Origin of the sequence: Stutzerimonas stutzeri, from assembly GCF_038561965.1 — a bacterium.
In the GTDB taxonomy this organism is placed as follows: Bacteria; Pseudomonadota; Gammaproteobacteria; order Pseudomonadales; family Pseudomonadaceae; genus Stutzerimonas; species Stutzerimonas stutzeri_AA.
This window is the reverse complement of the sequence record NZ_CP139348.1, coordinates 2,973,952-2,994,609: the sequence shown is the minus strand read 5'-3', so window position 1 is coordinate 2,994,609 and position 20,658 is coordinate 2,973,952. Positions and strand designations below refer to the sequence as shown.

18 protein-coding genes and 2 tRNA genes are annotated in these 20,658 nt (G+C 60.9%); 2 read left to right on the top strand and 18 right to left on the bottom strand.

Features of this window, described 5'->3' with window-relative positions; genetic code table 11:
- Positions 1–11: 11 nt before the first annotated feature.
- The 18 genes from SM130_RS13470 to SM130_RS13385 all read right to left on the bottom strand — a co-directional run bounded on the left by SM130_RS13470 (position 12) and on the right by SM130_RS13385 (position 19,557).
- Entirely contained in the window at positions 12–1,082 is a 1,071-nt protein-coding gene (locus SM130_RS13470) for an acyltransferase family protein (RefSeq protein ID WP_102825544.1), read from the bottom strand.
- Positions 1,083–1,104: 22 nt separating this feature from the next.
- On the bottom strand, positions 1,105–2,130 hold the full coding sequence (locus SM130_RS13465) for a glycosyltransferase (RefSeq protein ID WP_102825545.1): 1,026 nt from the start codon (positions 2,128–2,130) through the stop codon (positions 1,105–1,107).
- A gap of 62 nt (positions 2,131–2,192) precedes the next feature.
- Positions 2,193–2,402 (bottom strand): hypothetical protein, encoded by a 210-nt coding sequence (locus SM130_RS13460; protein ID WP_102825546.1) that lies wholly within the window; start codon positions 2,400–2,402, stop codon positions 2,193–2,195.
- 407 nt (positions 2,403–2,809) lie between these two features.
- Entirely contained in the window at positions 2,810–4,015 is a 1,206-nt protein-coding gene (locus SM130_RS13455; RefSeq protein WP_102825548.1) for a glycosyltransferase family 4 protein, read from the bottom strand.
- 64 nt (positions 4,016–4,079) lie between these two features.
- Positions 4,080–5,117 (bottom strand): acyltransferase family protein, encoded by a 1,038-nt coding sequence (locus tag SM130_RS13450; RefSeq protein ID WP_102825549.1) that lies wholly within the window; start codon positions 5,115–5,117, stop codon positions 4,080–4,082.
- A gap of 48 nt (positions 5,118–5,165) precedes the next feature.
- Positions 5,166–6,272 (bottom strand): glycosyltransferase family 4 protein, encoded by a 1,107-nt coding sequence (locus SM130_RS13445; RefSeq protein WP_102825550.1) that lies wholly within the window; start codon positions 6,270–6,272, stop codon positions 5,166–5,168.
- A gap of 67 nt (positions 6,273–6,339) precedes the next feature.
- Entirely contained in the window at positions 6,340–7,653 is a 1,314-nt protein-coding gene (locus SM130_RS13440; protein ID WP_181019270.1) for a hypothetical protein, read from the bottom strand.
- A 25-nt stretch (positions 7,654–7,678) separates the two neighbouring features.
- Positions 7,679–8,977 carry a hypothetical protein gene (locus tag SM130_RS13435; RefSeq protein ID WP_102825552.1) on the bottom strand — a complete coding sequence of 433 codons (1,299 nt, stop codon included), beginning with the start codon at positions 8,975–8,977 and terminating at the stop codon, positions 7,679–7,681.
- Positions 8,871–10,181: a glycosyltransferase family 4 protein gene (locus SM130_RS13430; RefSeq protein WP_102825553.1), complete on the bottom strand. Its 1,311-nt coding sequence runs from the start codon at positions 10,179–10,181 to the stop codon at positions 8,871–8,873. The genes SM130_RS13435 and SM130_RS13430 overlap by 107 nt, the downstream gene beginning before the upstream one ends.
- 61 nt (positions 10,182–10,242) lie before the next feature.
- On the bottom strand, positions 10,243–10,752 hold the full coding sequence (gene rfaH, locus SM130_RS13425; RefSeq protein ID WP_102825554.1) for a transcription/translation regulatory transformer protein RfaH: 510 nt from the start codon (positions 10,750–10,752) through the stop codon (positions 10,243–10,245).
- Between the two features lie 55 nt (positions 10,753–10,807).
- Positions 10,808–11,551, bottom strand: coding sequence for a WbqC family protein (locus tag SM130_RS13420; protein ID WP_102825555.1), 744 nt, complete (start codon positions 11,549–11,551; stop codon positions 10,808–10,810).
- Between the two features lie 22 nt (positions 11,552–11,573).
- Positions 11,574–13,784, bottom strand: a complete 2,211-nt coding sequence (locus SM130_RS13415) for a polysaccharide biosynthesis tyrosine autokinase (protein ID WP_102825556.1) — start codon at positions 13,782–13,784, stop codon at positions 11,574–11,576.
- Between the two features lie 51 nt (positions 13,785–13,835).
- Positions 13,836–14,768, bottom strand: a complete 933-nt coding sequence (locus SM130_RS13410; RefSeq protein ID WP_102825557.1) for a glycosyltransferase family 2 protein — start codon at positions 14,766–14,768, stop codon at positions 13,836–13,838.
- Positions 14,737–16,296 carry a lipopolysaccharide biosynthesis protein gene (locus SM130_RS13405; protein WP_102825558.1) on the bottom strand — a complete coding sequence of 520 codons (1,560 nt, stop codon included), beginning with the start codon at positions 16,294–16,296 and terminating at the stop codon, positions 14,737–14,739. Before SM130_RS13405 ends, SM130_RS13410 begins: the two co-directional genes overlap by 32 nt.
- 3 nt (positions 16,297–16,299) lie before the next feature.
- On the bottom strand, positions 16,300–17,502 hold the full coding sequence (locus tag SM130_RS13400; RefSeq protein ID WP_102825559.1) for a DegT/DnrJ/EryC1/StrS family aminotransferase: 1,203 nt from the start codon (positions 17,500–17,502) through the stop codon (positions 16,300–16,302).
- 69 nt (positions 17,503–17,571) lie between these two features.
- Positions 17,572–18,324 carry a hypothetical protein gene (locus tag SM130_RS13395; protein ID WP_102825560.1) on the bottom strand — a complete coding sequence of 251 codons (753 nt, stop codon included), beginning with the start codon at positions 18,322–18,324 and terminating at the stop codon, positions 17,572–17,574.
- Positions 18,325–19,233: 909 nt separating this feature from the next.
- Positions 19,234–19,310 (bottom strand) — tRNA-Met (locus SM130_RS13390).
- 170 nt (positions 19,311–19,480) lie between these two features.
- Positions 19,481–19,557, bottom strand: a tRNA-Met gene (locus SM130_RS13385).
- A gap of 399 nt (positions 19,558–19,956) precedes the next feature.
- On the opposite strand from SM130_RS13385, the gene SM130_RS13375 reads away from it, so the two are divergent.
- Positions 19,957–20,274 carry a hypothetical protein gene (locus SM130_RS13375; protein ID WP_102826120.1) on the top strand — a complete coding sequence of 106 codons (318 nt, stop codon included), beginning with the start codon at positions 19,957–19,959 and terminating at the stop codon, positions 20,272–20,274.
- A 30-nt stretch (positions 20,275–20,304) separates the two neighbouring features.
- Positions 20,305–20,610: a hypothetical protein gene (locus SM130_RS13370; RefSeq protein WP_102825561.1), complete on the top strand. Its 306-nt coding sequence runs from the start codon at positions 20,305–20,307 to the stop codon at positions 20,608–20,610.
- Positions 20,611–20,658: the final 48 nt, after the last annotated feature.

Here is a 20,658-nt window from a genome sequence, read left to right as displayed (position 1 = left end):
TTTCCTTCCGATCAGCGATTGGCTGTCGCAACTGCCGTCGCTGTCGAGCGCCGCCGGCGCGGAAGGTAGCGCTTGAGCGCCATGGCTGGCGACTCGATCAGGTGCCAGGACAGTAGAGCGGCGATCAAGCTGGCGGTGAACCCGAGCGCCATGAATGGCAGCAGCGGCAGCTGGCCCTCGGTCCAGTGCATGATCAGCTGCTGGATCGGGAAGCTGAAAATGTACAGCCCGTAGGAGAAATCTCCTGCCTTGCCGAACCCGGCCAGCCGCGGAATACGCAGTTGCGCGAGGTATAGCGTGAGGTAGGGCACGGTCAGCACGTGCACCAGCTCCCAGTAGTCGCTGCGGGCACTGAGCAGGTTTGCGCCGACCAGCAGCGCGGCGATTTTCCAGCTCCAGACAAGGCGCTGGCGGTACAGGTAGAACACCACGCCGGCATAGAAGAACATGCCGAGCCGTGTAGCCTTGCGTAGCAGGTCGCTTTGCACCTCGTAGATCGGGATCAGGTAGAAATGCACGCCGACCATCAGCACCAGCCCGACTAGCGCCATGCTGCGGCCGAACACTTTGAGCAGGCCGAGCGTGAGCACGGTGACATACATCAGCACTTCGTACGGCAGCGTCCAGAGCGAGCCATTGACGGTGTATGCAAAGGGGTTGGATTCGAATACGCCCGGCAGCCGGAACTCGGTGATCAGCACCGCGTTGCTGAGGTAGGCAAGGGTGCCGGGTGCGGCGAAGTATTCACTTAGCGACAGCTCGGTAGCCAGCGGACCCACCACGAGCACGACGAATAACACCGAGACGATCAGCGCCGGAAGGATGCGCAATGCCCGCTTGGCTGCGAAATCCAACACGCTGTGACTGTTCAACCAGGAACCGGCGATGAGAAAGCCGCTCATGACGAAGAATACGTGCACGGCGATATCCGCCGAGTCGTAGCTGCCGCTGAACAGTCGCAGCGGTTCCTGATGTGCCTGGCCTGAAAGGCCGTAGCTGTGGCCGAACACCACCATGGCAGCGGCGAAAAAGCGCAGAAAGTCGAAGTTGTTGTCTCTGTTTGCCGGCGTGGGCGCTTGCATTGAAACCTCCTTGTGGACGCAATCAGCGCAACGGGAAAGTCTGGCTCATCCCCAGCGTGCGGCTCTCGCCGTCGCGGATGGCCTGCTCAATCAGTTGCAGGCGTTCCGGCGCATGTTGTCGCCAGGCCACAAGCCTCAGCAGGCCGAGGAAGATTCGCCGGTTCAGGCGATACAGCCAAGGCGAAGCCGCCCACACATAGGTATCGAACCAGGCTTGGTTCCGAGCGGTGTAATAGGCGCGGAAGTCCGAGTCGCCGAGCAGAAAGGCTTCATAAATGTTGCGCGTGTGGGCCTTGATGTTCCAAGACAGCTCCAGTTCGTCGATCAGCGCATCGGTTACCAGCCGCAGGCGCCCGCCTTTGGCGGTGATGCGACGGGTGTACTCGGTGTCGTCGGCGTAGAGCACCAGCTCGCGCAGTGGCACGCCGATCGCCTGGTAGAGGCTGCGGTGGGCGAGCATGCCGCCGTAAGGCGCGAACGGCAGGTCGACGGCGCGTGGTGGCGTCCCTTCCGGCCGCCCCCAGGGCAGGCGGCGCCAGAGCTTGTACGGCAGTTGCGCCACGTGGAAACCGAAGTAGCTGGAGCGCGGCTGGATGACGAAGCGCCGCGGCACACCACGGGCGATGTCTTCCTGCTGACTGGGGCGAAAGCCCAACACGGCGGCCCGGTGCAGCCCTACGTCGTCGCCCAGCTGCGTCAGTTCGTCGTGTAGCAGGCGCACGGCTGCGGCAGTCGGCGCGTTGTCGTCATCCATCATCCAGATGTATTGCGCGCCCTCGGCGAGCGCGGCTTCCAGCCCTACCGCGTAGCCGTTGGCTGAACCGGTGTTCTGCTCCAATGCAATGATCCGCACCTGCCCGGGCCAGCGACTGGTCAATTGCTCCAGCGGTGCAGTGGAAGCGTTGCTGACCACCACTACACGGGTGATCTGCTCGAACGCGAAGGCCTGTTCGATCAGGCGACGTAAGTAGTTCAGGCGATCACCGTAGGTGACGGTAACGATAGTGGTCTGTCGCTGTAGCAACGTTTCGCCGTGGCTTACCGCCATTGGGTGTGGGGTGCTGTGGCTAGAGTTTTCTACGGACGCTGGGTTCGGCACGGTATGTCTCCTCAACTCTGTTCCGGCGTGACCACCGGCGAGCTATAGGGCTGCGCGTCGGCCTTTGAGTCTTCTTCGCTCGGGCTGAAGAAGGCATGGAAGATGCGAATGAAGCCACTGCCGGCGGGACTGCCAGGCACATCCGGTGCTGGAATGAGTTCGGTGTACGAGTAGCCATCAGCCAGAACCAGTGACGCTCTGACGTTGCCTTGTGTGTCCATGCCTGTGCTCCTGGATATCCCGACGCGATTAGCGCAGGGGTCAGAATGAATAGCGTCTGTTGTCGGTGGGCGGAGACCAGAACGAACCCGATGCCGGTTCGGCGAGCCGGTGGCGCTGCGGCGCTGGCGACGAGCTGTTGCGAAGCTCTGCAGCGGACTCGTCGCATTGCGGCGTGGCGCTGATCGACGTGGGGATGTATGTGGTCGCGCTTACACGGCTGGTGGCTGCGCAGATCGCTGCATGAGCGTCCGGATGGGCTGTGGTGGCCCGCGGCGACTCGGTTGCCACGACTGCGCTTGCTGGCTCTGTCGTCACGATGAGAGCAAACCCGAGAGCGCGGGTCGCTCTCATCCACTTCTTTACTGTGTTCATCCTTGAAACCTCATAAGTGAATGTAGGGGCGTTTTCACGCGTGCTTGATCGGTACCACCGTGGCCGGATAGATCGACGTACTGGGTACCGCGGAAGGTGAGAAGTCTTGGCCGTCGTAGGCCCTGGCCTCGCGCAGACGAGCCTCGACGAAGGCACGGATTTCCTGCTGGAAGCGTTCGATGGCGAAGCGCTCTGCATTGCTGCGGCAGTTCGCTGCACTGATGCGTGAGTGCTGCACCTCGAATTGGGCAATGGCGGCGATGATCGAGGCGACGCTTTGCTCGGGGTAGAACACCCCGGTGGGCTCGGGATGGTCGAGGCCACGCACGGTTTCCAGCACGCCGCCGCGGCCGAAGGCGATTACCGGCGTGCCGCAGGCCTGGGCCTCGATCGGCGCGATGCCGAAATCCTCCTCTGCAGCGAAGACGAACGCCCGGGCGCGCTGCATGTGCTGCAGCAGCACCTCGAAGCTCTGATAGCCGAGCAGGGTGACGTTGGCGCCGGCGGCTTCGCGCGCCTTTTCCATTTCCGGGCCGGTGCCGATGACGATGAGGCGCTTGTCCGGCATCGCCGCGAAGGCTTCGATAATCAGCGGGATCTTCTTGTACGGCACCATGCGTGAGGCGGTGAGATAAAAGTCTTCCTTGGCCTCGTGCAGGGTGAACTGGCGGGTATCGACCGGCGGGTAAATCACCGTCGATTGACGCCGGTAGGCCTTGTTGATACGCCGGCCGATGAAGTGCGAATTGGCGATGAATTCGTCGACGCCGCTGGCGGTGCGCTGGTCCCACATGCGCATGTAGTGCAGCAGCATGCGCGCGAGCTTGGCCTTGATGCCGCGTTCCAGGCTGGCTTCGTGCAGGTACTGGTGCTGCAGGTCCCAGGCGTAGCGGATCGGCGAATGCACATAGCTGATGTGCAGCTGGTTGGGGCCGGTCAGCACACCCTTGGCCACCGCGTGGCTGCTGGAAATGATCAGGTCATAGGAGGACATGTCCAGCTGCTCGATGGCCAGCGGCATCAGTGGTAGGTACTTCTGGTAATGACTGCGGGCCTTCGGCAGTTGCTGGATGAAGGTGGTGGTGGCGCGTTTGCCGCCGAGGTGGGCACGGTCTTCATCGGAAAGAAAATCGATGACGGCAAACAGGTCGGCTTCCGGCCAGACGGCGCAAAGACCGGCAAGCACGCGTTCGGCGCCGGCATACGTCACCAGCCAATCGTGAACGATGGCAACTTTCATGGCATGACATCCTTGATCTGAAAAATGATGCGCGGCGATGCCGCGACAGGCAGAGCGGTGGCGATCAGCGGCTGTGCAGACGTACCAGCGGCAGCGGGTCGCGTTGTCCGGTGAGGCGTTTGCCGGCGTGGGCCAGGGGCAGATCCAGCAGATGGCGACAGAGCAGGGCGCTGCCGATTGCAAGCAGCAGACCGAGCGCGGCACCGACGACGGATGCGGTCGGGGCGGTGAGCTCAAGTGCCTGGGCCAATCGCTCACCCAGGCGCTGCATGGCCGGCAGTAACAGGTAAAGCGAGTAGCTGAGGCTGCCGAGCCACACCAGGGCTGGCGCACGCAATGGCAACCGGCTGGTGAACAACAGAAAGGTCGCGATCGCCAGGGCATAGCTGATCAGCTCGCGCGGCCAGGCCGTTCCGGCAGCAGACCAGCCGGCGATGAACACGACCGGTATTACCAGCAGATAAACCTTCAGGGTGTAGCGCACGTATTCGCGGGCGCGGCGGCGGGCATAGCTGCTGCTCTCGTGTTGAGCTTCGTACCAGATCGAAGCGAAGAACATCAGCGACAGCACCAGCGGTAGCGTCACGGGCAGTGCCATGTCGAGCAGCTGACGTACCAATGCCAGCAGCAGCGCGGCCGCCAACAAAAGGAGTGCGCAGCCGGCACGTAGGCTCACACTGTGCAGCAGGCCGAGCGCCTGCAGCGCAAGGCAAAGCGCGTAGAACAGCAGAAGTGGCGGCAGCGCGCCGTAACCGCCAATCGCATCGTATGCCACGCCGGTACTTGCTGTCGTCACGCCAGGCAACCAGGCTTGTGCCGCCGGCAGCACGATGGCAGTCAAGAGCACTGCGACCAGATAGACCGGCAGCAGGCGTAACAGGCGCCGGATGACGAAGCCGCGCCCGTCTTCAGTGCCGGCATGCAAGCTGGCCGGCACGATGAACCCGCCGCCGAGCAGGAACCAGAGGCATGCCAGCAGCCCCGTGTCTAAGCCGTGTTGCATCAGCCAGTTTGCCTCCAGTGCTGGCACCAGCAGGATCTGGGTCATCAGGAGTACTGCCGCGCCGCCACGAAGCGCGTCGATATGTGCCAACCGTTCCATGGTCTGCCTCGTTTGGGTAATCAGTGGGGAACAGCGTTCGGGCCGGCGTCAGTGGCGATCCGGTGACCAGGCGATGAGCGACGGCGGGCTGGGCTTGCCCATCAGCGCCTGGTCGATCAGTTGCGATACCGTCTGCGCGGATCGCTTCCAGGAGTAGCGCTCGACATTCGCCAGGCCGAGGGTGCGCAGGTCATCCCGCAGCCCTGCGTCCTGCAGCACGTGGCGCATGCAACGCGCGATGTCCTCGATGTTCAGCGGCTCGAAATAGAGCACGCTCTCGCCGAGCACTTCAGGGATGGATGCAGCGCGTGCGGCGATTACCGGGCAACCGCAAGCCTGCGCTTCCAGTGGTGGAATGCCGAAGCCTTCGTAGAGCGAGGGGAAAACGAATGCCGTCGCGCCCTGATATTCGCGTACCAGCTGTTCGTCGTTCAGCCGGCCCAGCATGCGCACGCGCGGGCTGCCATCGACACTGCAGTTGCCGCCGGAGAAGACCGAGTGCGAGTCGCCGACGATATGCAGTTCCACGTCGTCGAAGCCTTCCAGGCTAAGGAAGGCCGTCACCATTCGCGCGAAATTCTTGTGGGCGTTCGGTGAGGACACAGCCAGCAGGTATGGCTTGTCGTTGTCCCTGCGATCACCGCCACTGAGCGGATGAAACTTCGCCGCTACAGCGTTCGGTACCACGCAAATCTTCTCGCTCGGGTAGCCGTAGTAACGGGCGATTTCCTTGCGCGAGAAGTCGCTGACCGTGATCAGCGCTTTTATGCGCTTGAGCAGCAGCGGCGTGAGCCCCCGGTAGACGCTGCGGAAGGTGCGTGAATAGCTCTCTGGATGACGAACATAGGTGATGTCGTGATGCGTGGCGATCTGGTTGCGGTAGATCAGCGGTGCGGTATTGCACAGCGATACCAGCGGCGGATAGCGGTGGCGGGCCAGCCACAGGGGCAGGTCGAATTGCTCCCACAAGTGCCCCTGATTGCGGCCGATACGCCGTACCTGCAGGCGCTCGGCACTGGCATGCATGCGGATGTCATGGGGCGCGATGAAGGTCAGATCCTTGCGCATGGCTCCAAGCTCCAGGCAGACCTGCTCGGCAAAACGTTGCACGCCGCGGGTTTCCTGGGTCAGGAAACGAGCGTTGATAACGATCATGAAGGGGCTCTCCTTGCGGGATGGTGCGTTGTTTTCGTAAGCACGCGTGAGCGGCTGGCCAGGCCGGTCAACCTTCGTCTCGCACCGCATGCATGCTGATGATTTTCGGGAAGCCATCGAGCTTTACCGTGGCGCTGCAGCCGCTACCCGTGGCTGAACATTTCCATTCGGTTGTGGTGGTTACGCGACCGTGCTGTGGCTGCGCGGTGTCGATAAGCGCCACGCGGCCTGGGGTTTTTTCATTGTTGCGCAGCTCGATCGAGCGAGGCTTGCCGGCACTCCAGGCAACCAACAGTTCGTCGTCGTCGCGGGCAAAGCGCAGCAGCGTCACGTCACCTGCAGCACTTTCGCGGCTGACGAAGCTGTACTCCCTGACGATCTCGCTGATGGCGGCGAGCACCGGGTAAGCCGGCTTGAGCGTGAAGTCCTGCCGGACCAGGCCGAAGTTGTGCTCGCGCTCTGTTTTGTCGGTGCCATCGTTGCGGAAGTCGTACCACCACATGCCCTTGATGCTGGGCAGCGTCTTGGCGAGAAAGTAGGCGCGGGCCAGGTACGCGGCCTGCAAGGTTTCGTCGATGCCGCAGGCGCCCTGATGCGATGGCCAGGACATTTCGGTCAGGTAGAGCGGAACCGGGCGCCCGGCGGCGCGGGTCAGCTGCTTGTCGGCCTCGGTCATCCAGTCGATCCAGGCCTCGGGCGTATTGCGTCGCCAGCCCCGGCAATGCACATAGGGGTGCAGCGACAAGCCATCCACCGATTGCATCAGGCCGTTTTCAAGCAGGCGCAGGGCAAAGCCCGATTCGATTCCTTGGGTGGTCACAGCGCCGGCGAGCACCTTCGCGTTGGGGGCGCGCTGGCGGATGATGCCCGACGCATCGGCGATGAGCCGGGCATAGTCCTGGGTGAACTTGGGGTCGTGCGGGTTTTCCACGTCCCATTCGTTCCAGATTTCGTAATACGCGACCTGGCCCTTCAACTCGTCGGTGATGAATTCGACGTAGCGGTTGAACGCCGCTCTGACCGGCTCGCTGCGGGGCTTCTCACCGCCGCCATAATGAGAGTTGCCGTAGCCGAGGATGAACTGCGTGTTCAGGCCGTGCCGGGCGGTTTCCTTCAGATAGCGGCGCCACGACGGCTCGATCTTCAGCAATCCGGGCTGACGCTCGACATAGGCCCAGTGCGCATCGGTGCGCACGGAGGTGATGCCGGCATCGCGCATCATTGCGTAGGCGCGGCCGCTGGGGTCGCCCTTGTGCAACTCGTGGGCGCAAACGCCGACGACGAAGGGCTCCTCGATGGTGGTCTGGGCCAGGCCATGCAGGGACTGGCCGAGCAGACCGCCGAGCAGCAGGGCATTCAGCAAGGTAGAGCGCATCGTCATGTGGATCATCCGTGAAGGTTGGTGCTCAGGTGAGGTGCTGCAAGTCAGTAAGCCGTTGTGCGGACAGGCTGTTGGCCGTGGCCCGGGCCGGGGACAGCACGTGCGAGATGGCCAGCCCGAGGAAAAGTGTGGCGATGGACACTTCAAGTACGTCCGTGGCCCAGGCCACCAGGCAGATGCAGAAGACGATCGGCAGCAGGGCGCTGCGCAGCCGCGGTCCACGTTCATGCAAACGCAGCATGAGCGGAAAGGTCAGCAGGTAGAGCAGCACGCCGAACACGCCGAGCATTCCCCACAGGTAAAGCGCGGTGCTGTCGGCAATGCTCAGCAGATCGAGTCCCGGCAATGGGTAGACTTGGCCGGCGCTGCCCACCGCACCGAATCCCGCGCCCCACAAACCCCAACCTTCACGGCTGATTACCTCGATGAAGTTCGGCCAGCTGTTGATCAGTCGGTCGGCGAACGAGGCCAGCAGCGTCCCGTTGTTGGCTGCGTTGGGGTCAAGGCTCAGCACCAGGCTGGCCATCGGTAATGCCAGCCCGACCAGCACCGCGACGAGAAAGGCCGCCGCGCTGGCGAAGCGGTAGTTCGTGATGACCATCATCAGCAGCGTCAGCACATAGGCTGCTGCGGTGGATTTGTTGGTGGTCAGCACGATGCCGACCAGCGCCGCGACGTAGAGCATCATTCGCAGCAGCCGTGGCCGGATGAAGGCGGCGATGAACAGGCTGTACACCGCGATCATCACCGATAACGCCGTGGACATGCGGGCGAAGCCGCCGATGCGGTCGATGTCGTCGAAGGCCCAGGAGCGGTTGGCGCTCAGTTCCACCTCGCCGACCATGTAGCTGTAGCCCTTCCACGGCACGCTGGTGAGCAGGTCCAGGGCAATTCCGACGAAGCAGGCAATCAGGCAGAAGCCGATGACGCGCCTCAACAGCGCCAGTCGCAGCTCCAGGTGCCGGCCACAGATCAGCCCGAACAGCAGCGGAATGTAGATGAACAGGCTGAAGCCGATGTTGGCCAGTTCCGCACCGTGCATCAATGCCAGCTGGCTGGACGTAATCAGACCCAGCAGTACCAGCCAGAACGCCGGCCAGCCGCGATAGCGCAGCAGTTCAAGGCCCAAGGCCAGCAGACAGGCCACTTTCGGCAGGTAAAGCAGCCAGGAAATCCCAGCCATATCGAAGTAATAGCGCAGGGCGCCGGAGAAGGTTTCAGTCAGCAGCAGCGAGGCGACGACCAGCGTCAACAAGGTCGGCTTGTCGAAGGCCAACGGATTCGAGTCGCGTTGCCGCGGGGTGATCAGCAGGCTCTGGTTCATGGTGGATTCTCGTTCCCTGAAGTGTTTCGTGCAGGATCGACTGGTACTGATCGAGCATGCGTTCCATGTCCAGCAGCGGCAGTACGCTGGCGCGCGCCTGGCTGGCGAGCCGTTGCCGCAGTGCACCATCGATGTAGAGCCAGAGCATGGCGATGCCGAGCGAGTCTGGATCATCGGGCGAGCAGAGCAGGCCATTGCATTCGTCGCGGATGATCTCCGGTAGTCCGCCCATGTTGCTGGCGATCACTGGCAGGTGGTTGGCGCAGCCTTCGACGGCCACCAGGCCGAACGGCTCGCCCCACAGCGATGGCACCACCAGTACATCAATGCTCTGCAGGAATTCGTCGCTGTCGCAATAGCCGAGAAAACTCACTTTGCTCGGGTCGGCCATGGTCTTGAGCCGGGCCTCGTAGTCCAGCTTTCCGCGCCCGGCGATATCCAGGCGGGCATCGATCTCCAGGCGCTGGAACTGCTCGATCAGCCAGCCGACGCCCTTGTTCTCCGACAGCGTACCGATATAGCCGAAACGCAGTGGATGATTGCTGCGCTGCTTGGGTTTGCTGCCCTGACCGGGGTTGGCCGGCGTGCAGTTGTGCACCACATGCTGACGCGCGCGGCTGAAGTAGCCCTGGGCGGTGATGCGCTCGAGCACGAAGCGGCTGACGCCGATCACCGTCGCCACCGGCGCCGAGGCGCGGGCATGGCCTAGGCGGAATACCGAGCACAGGCCGCACTGGCGCTGGCAGCTCTTGCCGCGATTGAACATGGTGTCCTTTGGGCAGAGCAGGTACAGGTCGTGCAGCACCTGGACGATCGGCAGGCCTGCGGCGGTGATTTCGTCCCAGGCGGAAATCGACCAGCCAGTAAGGTTGTTGCAGACCACGATATCCGGCTGTTCCCGCGCGATCACCTCGCGCACATGGCAGCGCATGTCGCTGTTGTAGCGGTCGCGGTAGTGCCAGCCGAGGCGGGCGACACGACTCGGACGCTGCTGGGTGTAATGCCAGTAGCTGTTAGCCAGGTTGGCGCGATAGACCCGCACGCCGTCCTGAAGCTGCATGTCGAGGCCGGCGTCCGGGCCGGTTGCCAGCACCGTCACCTCGCAACCACGGCGCTGTAGCCCCTCGGCCAGGTGCCGGAGGATGACTTCCGCGCCGCCGCCGATATGCGGGGTGTAGAACGCATTGAGGAATAGGATCTTCATCGGTTGGCTCGCTGATTGATCCTGTCAGGCTGCTCGGTGCGCCCAAAGCGCCTTGCCTGGATCAGGAGTAGCACTGGAGATAGCGGGTGGGCACCCGGACCTTCTGCTCACGCTGCAGCAGGTTGAGCAGGATGACCGAGCGCTCCTCGCCGTCGCTGCTGACGAAGATCGCTTCGATGTCACTGAAACTGCCGCCACTGACCTGCACGCGCTCGCCAGGTGTGAACGTTGGCGCTGGTGCGCCTTCGCTCAGCGCAAGGCGCTGTCGCAACTGCTCGATCAACTCATCGCGTACCGGCGTTGGCTGGCCACCGAAGCTGACCACGCGGCTGACACCCCGGGTGGAGCGGATCGGGTACCAGTTGTCGTGAATACAATCCAGGCGGATGAACAGATAGCCCGGAAACAGCGCCTCGCCGGTCTTGGCGCTTTGCAAGCCGCGCAACGGTGAGGGCGCCTTGACCGGGCGGTAGCACTCGAACTGCTGGCGCAATAGGTGCTCCTCGGCGCGCGCTTCCTGGCGAGGCTTGGTCTGGATCAGATACCAGCGTGTGGTGTTGCTCGGTGTCATGAGGATGTCCTTCCCTGATTGGCCTGCCCGTATCCCGCTGGCAGGCTGAGTATCGTCAAGCCAGTGTCAGCGTTGCCCTTTTCTGGTGGCCTTCGACCACGCTGAAGCGCAGCAGCAATTCCTTGAGCGCCTCGCGGCTGTTGAACATCAGCACATCGATGATCGACAGCGAAGCCACGAAGGGATGATTGAGCTGCGAGTAAGCGATGTCGTCCATGCGCAGGAAGCGCAGCAGCAATCCGTCGGCGCGGAAGCGGGCAGGGCAGTACAGGTCCATGCCGCCGATGGGGTTCAGGTAGAGCTCGCCATCCATCCGATGAGTGATCTGGATGACCCGTTCCTGCATGTCCATCTTCGCCGGCAAGCCAAGGCTGGAGCCGCGATAGATCGGCGTGTGGATATCCAGGTAGGCGCACAGGCAGCGCAGCGAGTTCTCGGTGAACAGCGCCAGGTTGCGCTCGGGGCACTGCAGGATGCCGCGGATCAGCGGCAGCACCGAATCGCGCTGTGGCGCCCTGGCGTAGCTGCGCTCGAGCATCTTCATAAGCGCCTCGGCTTCCTTGTCGAAGTCATCACAAAGCCAGCGCTCCCTGATCTGTTCGGTCTGGTGACCCTTCCTCAACGGAAAGGTAACCAGCTTGGGCTGACCGTTGACCAGGATGCGGTTGCGGTTCATCCACGAGCCCCTGACGTACTGCAGGTCATCGCCCAGGACGAACACGTCGCTGAGCGCGATCAGCTGAAAGTAGCCCAGGTACGGAAATAGATAAGGCTGCATCATCGAGACGGTTCTGAGCACGGTGCACCTCCTTGTCTGGCGTTCAGGCATGCTGGGTATAGGTGTAATAGCCGTACGCACCGCTGTCGTAGGGCGAAGTGGACGCCTTGCGCTTCACGGCATTGAGGATCACGCCCTTGAGCAACACGCCGTTCTGTCCGAGGCGGCGCTTGGATGCATCGATTTGCGAGCTCGTGCTGAGACCGAAGCGGGCTACCAGCAGATTGGTGCCGGCCTGCTGGGCGACCAGTACGGCATCGGTAACCGCCAGCACGGGCGGCGTATCGATGATGATGAAGTCGTAGAGCTTCTCCGCCTCGCGCAGCAGGCGGGAAAAGTTATCGTGCATCAGCAGCTCGGACGGGTTCGGCGCGGTAAATCCTGCGGAGATGAAGTGCATGTTCTTCAATTCCGTGCGGTTGGTGATCTCAGCCAGGCTCAGCCCGCTGGCCAGGGCGTCTGACAGGCCATTGCGCGGCGCCATGCCGAACAGGGTGTGCAGGTAGCCGCGGCGCATGTCAGCGTCGATCAGCAGCACGCGCTGTCCGGTCTGGGCGATGACGGCGGCGAGGTTGCTGGACACGAATGACTTGCCGACGGCAGGTGTCGGGCTGGTGATCATCAGCACTTTGTTGCGCGCTTCGAGCATGGCGAACTTGAGGCTGGTGCGCAGGCTGCGCAGCGACTCCACCGCGAGGTCGGTTGGCTCGGTCAGGCTGAGCAGGCGAGTCTTGCCGTCGCGCGCTTTGCGGCTGCGGTTCAGCTGATCCTGCGAGGCGCTGTAGGGCAGCCCGGCATACACCGGTACGCCAAGCTTCTCGATTGCGTCCGGGCTTTCGACGCCGCGATAGAACGCCTGGCGCAACAGGATGACCGCCGCCGAAGCCAGCAGGCCGACGAAAATCGCAATGGCCACAACCAGCGGGCGAACCGGCTTGGACGGCTTCTCGATCATCGAGTAGGCGTTGTCGATGACGCGCACGTTGCCGATGGTGCCGGCACGCAGGATGTCCTGCTCCTGGGCCTGGTTCATCAGCAGCGTGTAGGTCTGGGTGGTGACTTCCATGTCACGCCTCAGGCGCAGCAACTCCTGCTGCGTCATGGGCAAGGCATCGACCTTCTTCAGCAGCTGGGCTTTCTGCGCCTGCAGTTCGCCCATCTGCGTCATCAGCGTTCGGTACGTCGGATGTTCGCGGGTGTAGAGCCGGTCGTAGTCCACACGCTTGAGCGTCAGTTCGGAAATCTGTGTTTCCAGCGCGACGATCTGATCGAGCACGCCCTTGGTTTCGATACTGATGTCCACGGATTTGGAACTGGTCTGATAGCTGTTCAGCGCCGCCTCGGCCTTCTCCAGTTCCTTGCGTACCTGTGGCAGTTGCGAGCGCAGGAACTCCAGGCGCTGGGCCGCTTCTGCCGAGCTGCGCTGGATGTTCTGGCTGACGTACAGGCGGCTGATCTCGTCCAGTACGCGGCTGGCCAGTTGCGGGTCCGGATCTTCTAGGGACATGTAGATGATCCCCGAGTCCTTGCCGGCCTCGCCGACCTTCAGGCGATCCTGGTACTCCAGCGCTGTGGTCTGCGGGCGATTGCGCACCAGCCGGAACTCGGTACCGGGCCGAGCCTCCAGCTGCGCAATCTGTACCTTGAAGCCTTGGCTCTCGACCGCCTGATTGACCTGGCCATGCAGAATCGGCTGCTGCTCATCGTCACGCAGGGTGAAACTGCCGTCGGTGCCGGTGACCAGTGTCAGCTCCAAACCCAGATAGGCTTCAGGAACGTCGAGCTGGAACACCTCGAGCTTCTCGCCGCCCCAGGCATAGCTGGCCAGGCCGAACAGTGGGGCCGCTAGGGCACCGTCGGTCGCGGGATCATGCTTACGCGCCATATATGCGCCAATAAGCGGGAAGTGGCGGGGCTTGGCAGCGATATAGAGTTTGAGTTCTTCGACCGCTTTGCCCAATACCGCGCGGGACTTCAACAGGGATATCTCGGTCACCGCCTGGGACACCGAATCTGGCCGTACGGATATTTCCGGCACTCCGGTAATGGCGGCCTTCTTCGGTTCGATCTGGATCATTGCAGTCGCTTGGTAGATCGGCGTGGCGATGAGGGCGTAGATAACGCCCAAGGCCGCGAACAACCCGGTGATGGCGATGATCAGCGCTTTGTGGTCGTAGGCGGTGCGCATTATTCCGGCCAGGTCGATGCGGTTGTCCGCGTCATATTCCAGCGAAGAGCGGGTCAAGGCAGTCATTTGGAGTCCTTCCTCATGGTGCGTTATTGCAAAGAAACAGGTTTGGGCTGATCAGCTCTTGGCCAGCCGTGGACTTAGCTTGCGCAGCAGGTTGCGACTGATGTTCTGTCCGATGCTCGATAGCGCCTGGAGCTTGCTGAACGGCGATATCAGCGATAGGCACTCGCCGAACACTTGGATCAGGAAATACTCGAAAAGGGCGTTATTGCCGATGCGGTTGTAGTAGCGCGCCAGCGAGTAGTGGGCGTGCATGGTCATCTGGATGCGCTGCCTGCTCGGCCGCATGGAAAAGATGCCGCCCTCGTGGACGCGGTAGGCAGCAGGGCTGATCCCATCCAGGAACTTGCCCTTGCCGTAGGCGCCGAGCAGCGACCACCAACAGATATCCAGCACGTCCACGCCGAGCAGTTCGGGCGGCAATTCCTGGATCAGGTTGCGAAAACATACGGTCAGCGTCGAGAGCGGGCGGCCCTGCATCAGCTCCTGCGCAGTGGCATCCTTGCGCAGTCTTCCCGTCAGCTGCGGGCTCTGGATGATGCCCTGGCTGTTGAACATGAACGCATCGTGATAGGTGATGACGTATTCGCGATGCTGCTCGAGAAAGTCCACCTGCTGTTGCAGCTTGCTGGGATCGGTCCAGTAGTCATCGCCTTCGCAATAGGCGATGTATTTGCCGCCCGCACGGGCGAACAAGCGGGTGCTGAACGGTACGCCGAGGCTGAACTGGTTCTGCGTCTGGTAGATCGGCTTGATGATGCTCGGATAGCGAGCCGCGTAGTCGGTGATGATCGCGGCGGTGGTGTCGGTCGAGGCGTCGTCGTGAACGATCACCTCGAAGGGGAAATCCGTTTCCTGCTGGAGGAAACTCTCCAGCGCCTTCCTGATAAAGGAGGCGTGGTTGTACGCCAGGCAAACGATGCTTAGCAGCGGTTCAGTCTTGCCGCCCCAGCGTTTAATCAAGGCTTGCTCGCTCTTCAATTCCATTTTTGGGTGCTCGCTTGATGAGTAGGTAGAGCTTGAGGATCAGTGGCTTCGAACTGACGGCTACCAGCAGCAGGCAGATTGCGCCGCTCACAGCCAGCGCCAGCAGAATGTCGAAACGGTTGTCGCTTGCGATAAGCTCGAACAGCGGCTCGCCAAGCGCCACGCCGAATACGGTCATGGCGCTAATCCGCAACATGTCCCGCGCCCAGACGCCTTGCAGGCCGGGCGCGAAGCGTCGGTGCACCACCGGTGGCCAGATCACGAAGGTCGCCAGACGCAGGAAGAACCAGGCCAGCGCGGCGCCGTAGGCGCCATGCACAAGAGCCGCATACGCCACGATCGGCACGCTGATCACGGTGGAAACCACGCTGTACCAGATGTGCAGGCGCAGCTGGCCATAGGCGTACTGCAAGTAGAACTGGAACGCGCTGACCGCCATCAGCGCGCTGCCGGGCACATACCAGAACAGCAGTCGCTCGCTCCAATCGGCCGCCGCCGAATCGCCCGTCCAGGCGAAGATCAGTGCCTGACCGTGCCAGGCGATCACCGCCGCCATCGGAAACAACACGCTGCAGACGAAACGGCTGGCATTGAGATACAGCCGCTCCATTTCATTTGTCCGGCCCTCGGCAACCAGCACGGTCATGCGCGGCAGCAAGGTCTGCACCAGCGGATTGGTCAGCGTCATGATCCCGGTGGTAATCAGCGCCACCAACGAAAAGTAGCCGTACTCCTTGAGCAGCAGCACTTTGGAAAGCAGCACCTTGTCCAGCTGGGTCAGCACGATCCAAAGCAGTGAGGTAAAGCACATGCCGCCGGCGAACGGCAGCACCGGCCTGACCACCCGCCAGTCAATACCGGTGAACAGCCGAGGACTGGACAGCTGAACGTAGGCCTTGCCGGCGAAGGCGAGCGTCTCGATGAGGGCCACGGCCGCCTGGAACAGAAAGAAGTCCAGCGGGTCCTGCGAGATGTAGGCGACCAGAAACAAACCACCGAAGTAGCGCAGGGTGGCGATCAGCATGTTCGTCGCATTCAGCCAGCCGTGCAGTTCCACGCCCTGCAACCCGCTCTTGTACAGCGTTGCGTAAAGCCGCAGACCCACCATCAGCCCCATCAGGCTGATGCACTGCATGATGGTGCCGGTGCTCAGCTCGCGCGCCTGCAGCCAGGTCTGAGCGATCCAGCCACTGCCCAGATAAATGGTGATGCAGGTGGCCAACGCGATCGGCAGCAAAAGCAGTTCGAATGAGCGCAGCAGGCGCCCAGCAGGCCCAGGGCCATCCGCCGGATCGCCTTGGCCCCGATACTGCGCGACCTGCCGGATCAGTGCTGGCGACATCCCGGCGTCGAGCAATTGCAGCCAAGCCTGAAGCACGGCGAAGAAACCAATCAGACCGTACGCTTCGGCACCCAGATGCCCCAGGTAGAACGGCAGGATCAGAATGCCGATCAGCAGGGCGTAGGCCTGGCCGATGTAGTTCAGGCTGGTGTTGCGAATGACCGATAGCCGCTTGGAGTCCGACATGAGCTACGCCTGACCTCCAGGAGCCAGGGGTACGTGTTTGCAGTCGGCGCTGGGCAAATGCTCGGCGCCGCTGAGCAATCCGAACGCATCTACGAATGGCTGAAACAATGTCCGGCTCGCTTGTGTGCTGTGTACCGATTCCTGGATCAGCGTCTGCACGACCTTTTCCTGAACCTTGCGTGGCAACCCTGGATAAATGGGCAGGCACAGTACTTTGCGGCTGAGGGCGCGTGATCGCGGCTGCGGTGCCTGTGGTTGCAGGTGCTCGAGGGTGTCCAGCGATGGGTAGAAGTAGCGGCGAGGATTGATCCCGTTCTCGTTCAATTGCGAACGGCAGCGCAGTAGCTGGCTTTCATCATCCAGAGCGATAGGGAAGTAGCTGTAGTTGCACAGGGAGTCCCGCTGCAGCATCTGCAGCTCGAAATGGTCACCGAGGCGTTGCTCGTAACGCCGTCCAATTTCGGCCCGGCATTCGAGAATCAGCTCGATATCATCGAGCACGCACATGCCCATTGCTGCAGAGAACTCGTTGAGCTTGGCGTTGATGCCGACACCTTCGATCTGGTCGGTATCGACAATGCCGAAATTGCACAACAGGCGCACCCGCTCGGCGAGGGCGTCGTCGTTGGTAACGATGGCGCCGCCTTCGATGGTGTGGAACAGCTTGGTCGCATGGAAACTCAGGGTACTTATATCGCCCCAGTTGTAGACCGATTGTCCCTTGTACTGCACGCCGAACGCGTGGGCACCGTCATAGACGACCTTGAGGTTGTGCTTTTTGGCGACTTGCTCGATGCGCTCGACATCGCAAGGATTGCCGAATACATGCGTGGCGACGATGGCCGAAGTGTCCCGCTGGATATGTCCTTCGATCTGCGCCGGATCCAGGTTCCAGGTGGCCGGGTCTATGTCGGCAAAGATGGGTTTGATGCCTTCCCACTGTAGCGAACTGGTTGTTGCAACGAAGCTGAACGGTGTGGTGACTGCACTGCCGGTAATGCCTAGCGCCCGATAGGCAATCTGAAGGGCGATGGTTCCGTTGTTGGTGAGGATGATGTTCCGGACGCCGAGGTATTCCTTGAGCCGCTGCTCAAGTGCGCTCACCAGCGGCCCGTTATTGGTGAGCCAGCCGGTGTTGTAGATCCGGTCCACGTACGCCTTGAACTTGTTCTTGCTACCCAGGTAGGACTTGGTCACGTTGATCATGGTGATTTCCTTATCGAGGCTCAGCCGCCCGGAAACCGGGACGACTTGGAAAGTGTCCTTGTCGGATGCTCAGATAGCCTGTTGCGTACCGATAACGCTGGCGCGCTTTGCTCGCCGCTGGTTGTGCCTGAGGATCATTCGGGTGAGCAGACTCCCCGCGTGCGGATCGCCGTAATGGAAAATGGCAGTCGCGCGTAGCTTCGCTGGATCGCAGGGTTCGTTGGCGTGTAAGGATCGATAACCCCAGAACAGGTAGAGATTGCCCGGCACTAGTTGCAAACGCTGAGGTTTGAGCAGCCCGATAGCAATCGCCCGGGCGATGAGTTTTCGGCTCAGGCCGTTCTGCAGAATTGCTTTCTCGAGAACGTTGAATAGTACGTACTTACGTATCCCGCGAAGGTTGGGGAACAACAAGAGATCGCCTCGTTCTTCACCCTCCTGGGGGATTTCGACCGGTAGTAGAGCCGTCACCAGCGAGGCGTCGAAGTGAAAACAGTTCGACTCCTTGCGTCCCGTCTCACCTTGAACGCAGCGCATCACCATGTATATGCGGCTGCTATGCGCGGGCCTGCGGGCACCAAACCGGTAGATCTCGTCCAGCAGTGCCTGAAATTCCGGTGCAGCACCCAGCACGGCGAGCAGCGAGCCTGCAACTTGTTCGCCGTCATGATGCGCAAAATACTGACCGTGGTGCTGTCGCGCCTGGATGTTGACTTGGTCTCTTAGTTGGCTCAGTTGATCGGGGCTTAAATAGCTTGGCAGACAGGCATAGCCTGTTTGATTGATGTCGCGAGCAATTTGAGCGCTATCCTGATCTTCCATTCGGTAAAAAGTAGTTGGCACGATGGTTCTCCCTGCGCATATGTCAGGCGGAGCAGTCTGGTTAGAGCAGAAGCGCCGGGCGGCGCTGTCTATGAAGGTTTTTTGTTTCGAAGCTGGCGCGCCGCATGGACAGGAGCTGTATCCGGAAAGAATATGCTTTCCCAGTGTTAACCGACGTTTGCAATTAATTCAGGCAAAGCTACCGCCACCGACATTTATACTGCCGTATAGAACTTAACTCTTATATGGTCCGGACTTTCCAGTGTCGGAGTTTGACGCCATCAGAATTCAGCAGGCCTAGCAATAATGCGGGCAAAGCTACCGCATCCAGAAAACTTTCCAGAACTCATAAATTCTTTTGCTGCTGACGAACAAACCCGCATCGCCAGTGTTTATGGCGGCTGCTGGTAAGTCTGGGGGTTTAACTCTCGCGTTACAAAACTTGACCTGTCCAGTTGGTCTTAAACTGCTTTGTAACGAAATGCTCCCTGTGGTGAATAGATATCCGTCATAAGGGAACTGAAGTCAAGCGGGCGAGCCAAAAAATTGTTGAGGCCAGCACCGGTTTCTCGTGTGGGTTACTTAACACGCTGATTTAATGAGATTTTACGTTTTTACCAGATGCCGTCGGCTCATTAGCATGACGTTATAGTAAAGCTGTTAATTAGAGCTAGGCTGAATAAGTAAAGTCGGTCATCGTATGATTAATTCTTATCAGCGCAGATGGGCCAGCGCCAATTGCCCTGCAATAGAGCAGCAAGTTGGCTAAAAGAACTAATTCGTTACTCGTAACTAAGACTTTAGGCTCGCTAAGCGATAGGGGGCGTATTGGTCGACATGCAATACGGAGGAATCAAAAAAAACGTACGCAAACGAAAAAGGCCACTCATCTGAGTGGCCTTTCCGATTTGGTTGCGGGAGCCGGATTTGAACCGACGACCTTCGGGTTATGAGCCCGACGAGCTACCAGACTGCTCCATCCCGCGTCTGTGGGGCGCATTCTACAGCCCAGCGATGTGCTGTCAATCCAAAGGTCGAAAAAAAGCGTAATTTATTCAAAAGCTTAGCTGCCGCGCCGGCACTGAGCATGGCAGCTGAGCGACAGTGACATTAATCCAGGCGAAAAAAAGGCCACTCATTGAGTGGCCTTTTAAATTGGTTGCGGGAGCCGGATTTGAACCGACGACCTTCGGGTTATGAGCCCGACGAGCTACCAGACTGCTCCATCCCGCGATGCGCATTCTACAGCTTCAAATGCTGCTGTCACGGGTTTATTTCAAAAAACATGGAAATAGCAGTCAGGCGTGCCAGGAGGGCAGGGCGATTGGATCGGCTGGCGCAGGGGAGTGAGATGGCTGTGAGGTCGGTCGCGCCTGTGGCGGATGATGACGCCGGGCAATCCTCATCATGCCCCAAAGCATCGCTAGCGCTACTGATAGCCAGCCTAGAACGATCATTCCCAGTATTAGCGCAGGTTCCATCCGGTGCTTCCTTCTGTGATCCAAATTCGTCCTTGGGGTTGTGACCTCTGCCGCTGAAAGCGGTTCCGGTGTGCCATCGGTCGCCCGCCACTGCACTCTGCGACGTGAGTGCTGCCCAAATTATCTGATGAACGATGCGGAGGTGCCCGACATGCGTATTCAGCTCGGTTTATTCATCGCGGTGCTTGCCTCGACGGCAAGCGCGCAAAGTCTGGAGCTGCCCTTTGTCGGCGCCCCGCTCGCGCAGAACACCGGCGCGGCAGATCGTGGGGCTGCCGGGAACGGCTCGATGGGCATCGGCGGCGGCGTTGATTACATAGATGAGAACGAACGCGACGCATCGGCAGGCTCGTCATCCGATGCATCATCGGCAGAGCAGGCCGACAGATCCATAGAGCCTGGTCACGGCGGTAACGAGACCGACATGGAGCATCGTCGCCGTCCGAAGCTGGAAAAGCGCAGCGACTAGCGCTGTCCTTGATTATCGAAGGAGGTAGCCATGAATCGGATACTTACATCAGTAGCAGTATTGCTCCTGGCAGGTTCGACGGGCGCCTTTGCCGGCTCGTCTGAGCAAAAAAACGGCGACGGCGAATCCAGCGGAGCGGCGGGCAGGTCGACGGTCGAATCGCAGGCCCCGCATTCCGGTCATGCCGACAAAGAGTCGGCCGATCACGAGGAGCGCACTGGAGAAGAGCGTCCAGATAGCAACCTTGGAACGATGGGTACCGGCAACACAGGTACCACCGGCGGCATGGGCGCGACCACAGGCACCGATACGATAGGCGGCACGATCGAGGAATAGCCGGGCGGCGGATGTCAGGCCAAACGTGATTCAGGGGGCGAGCATCCG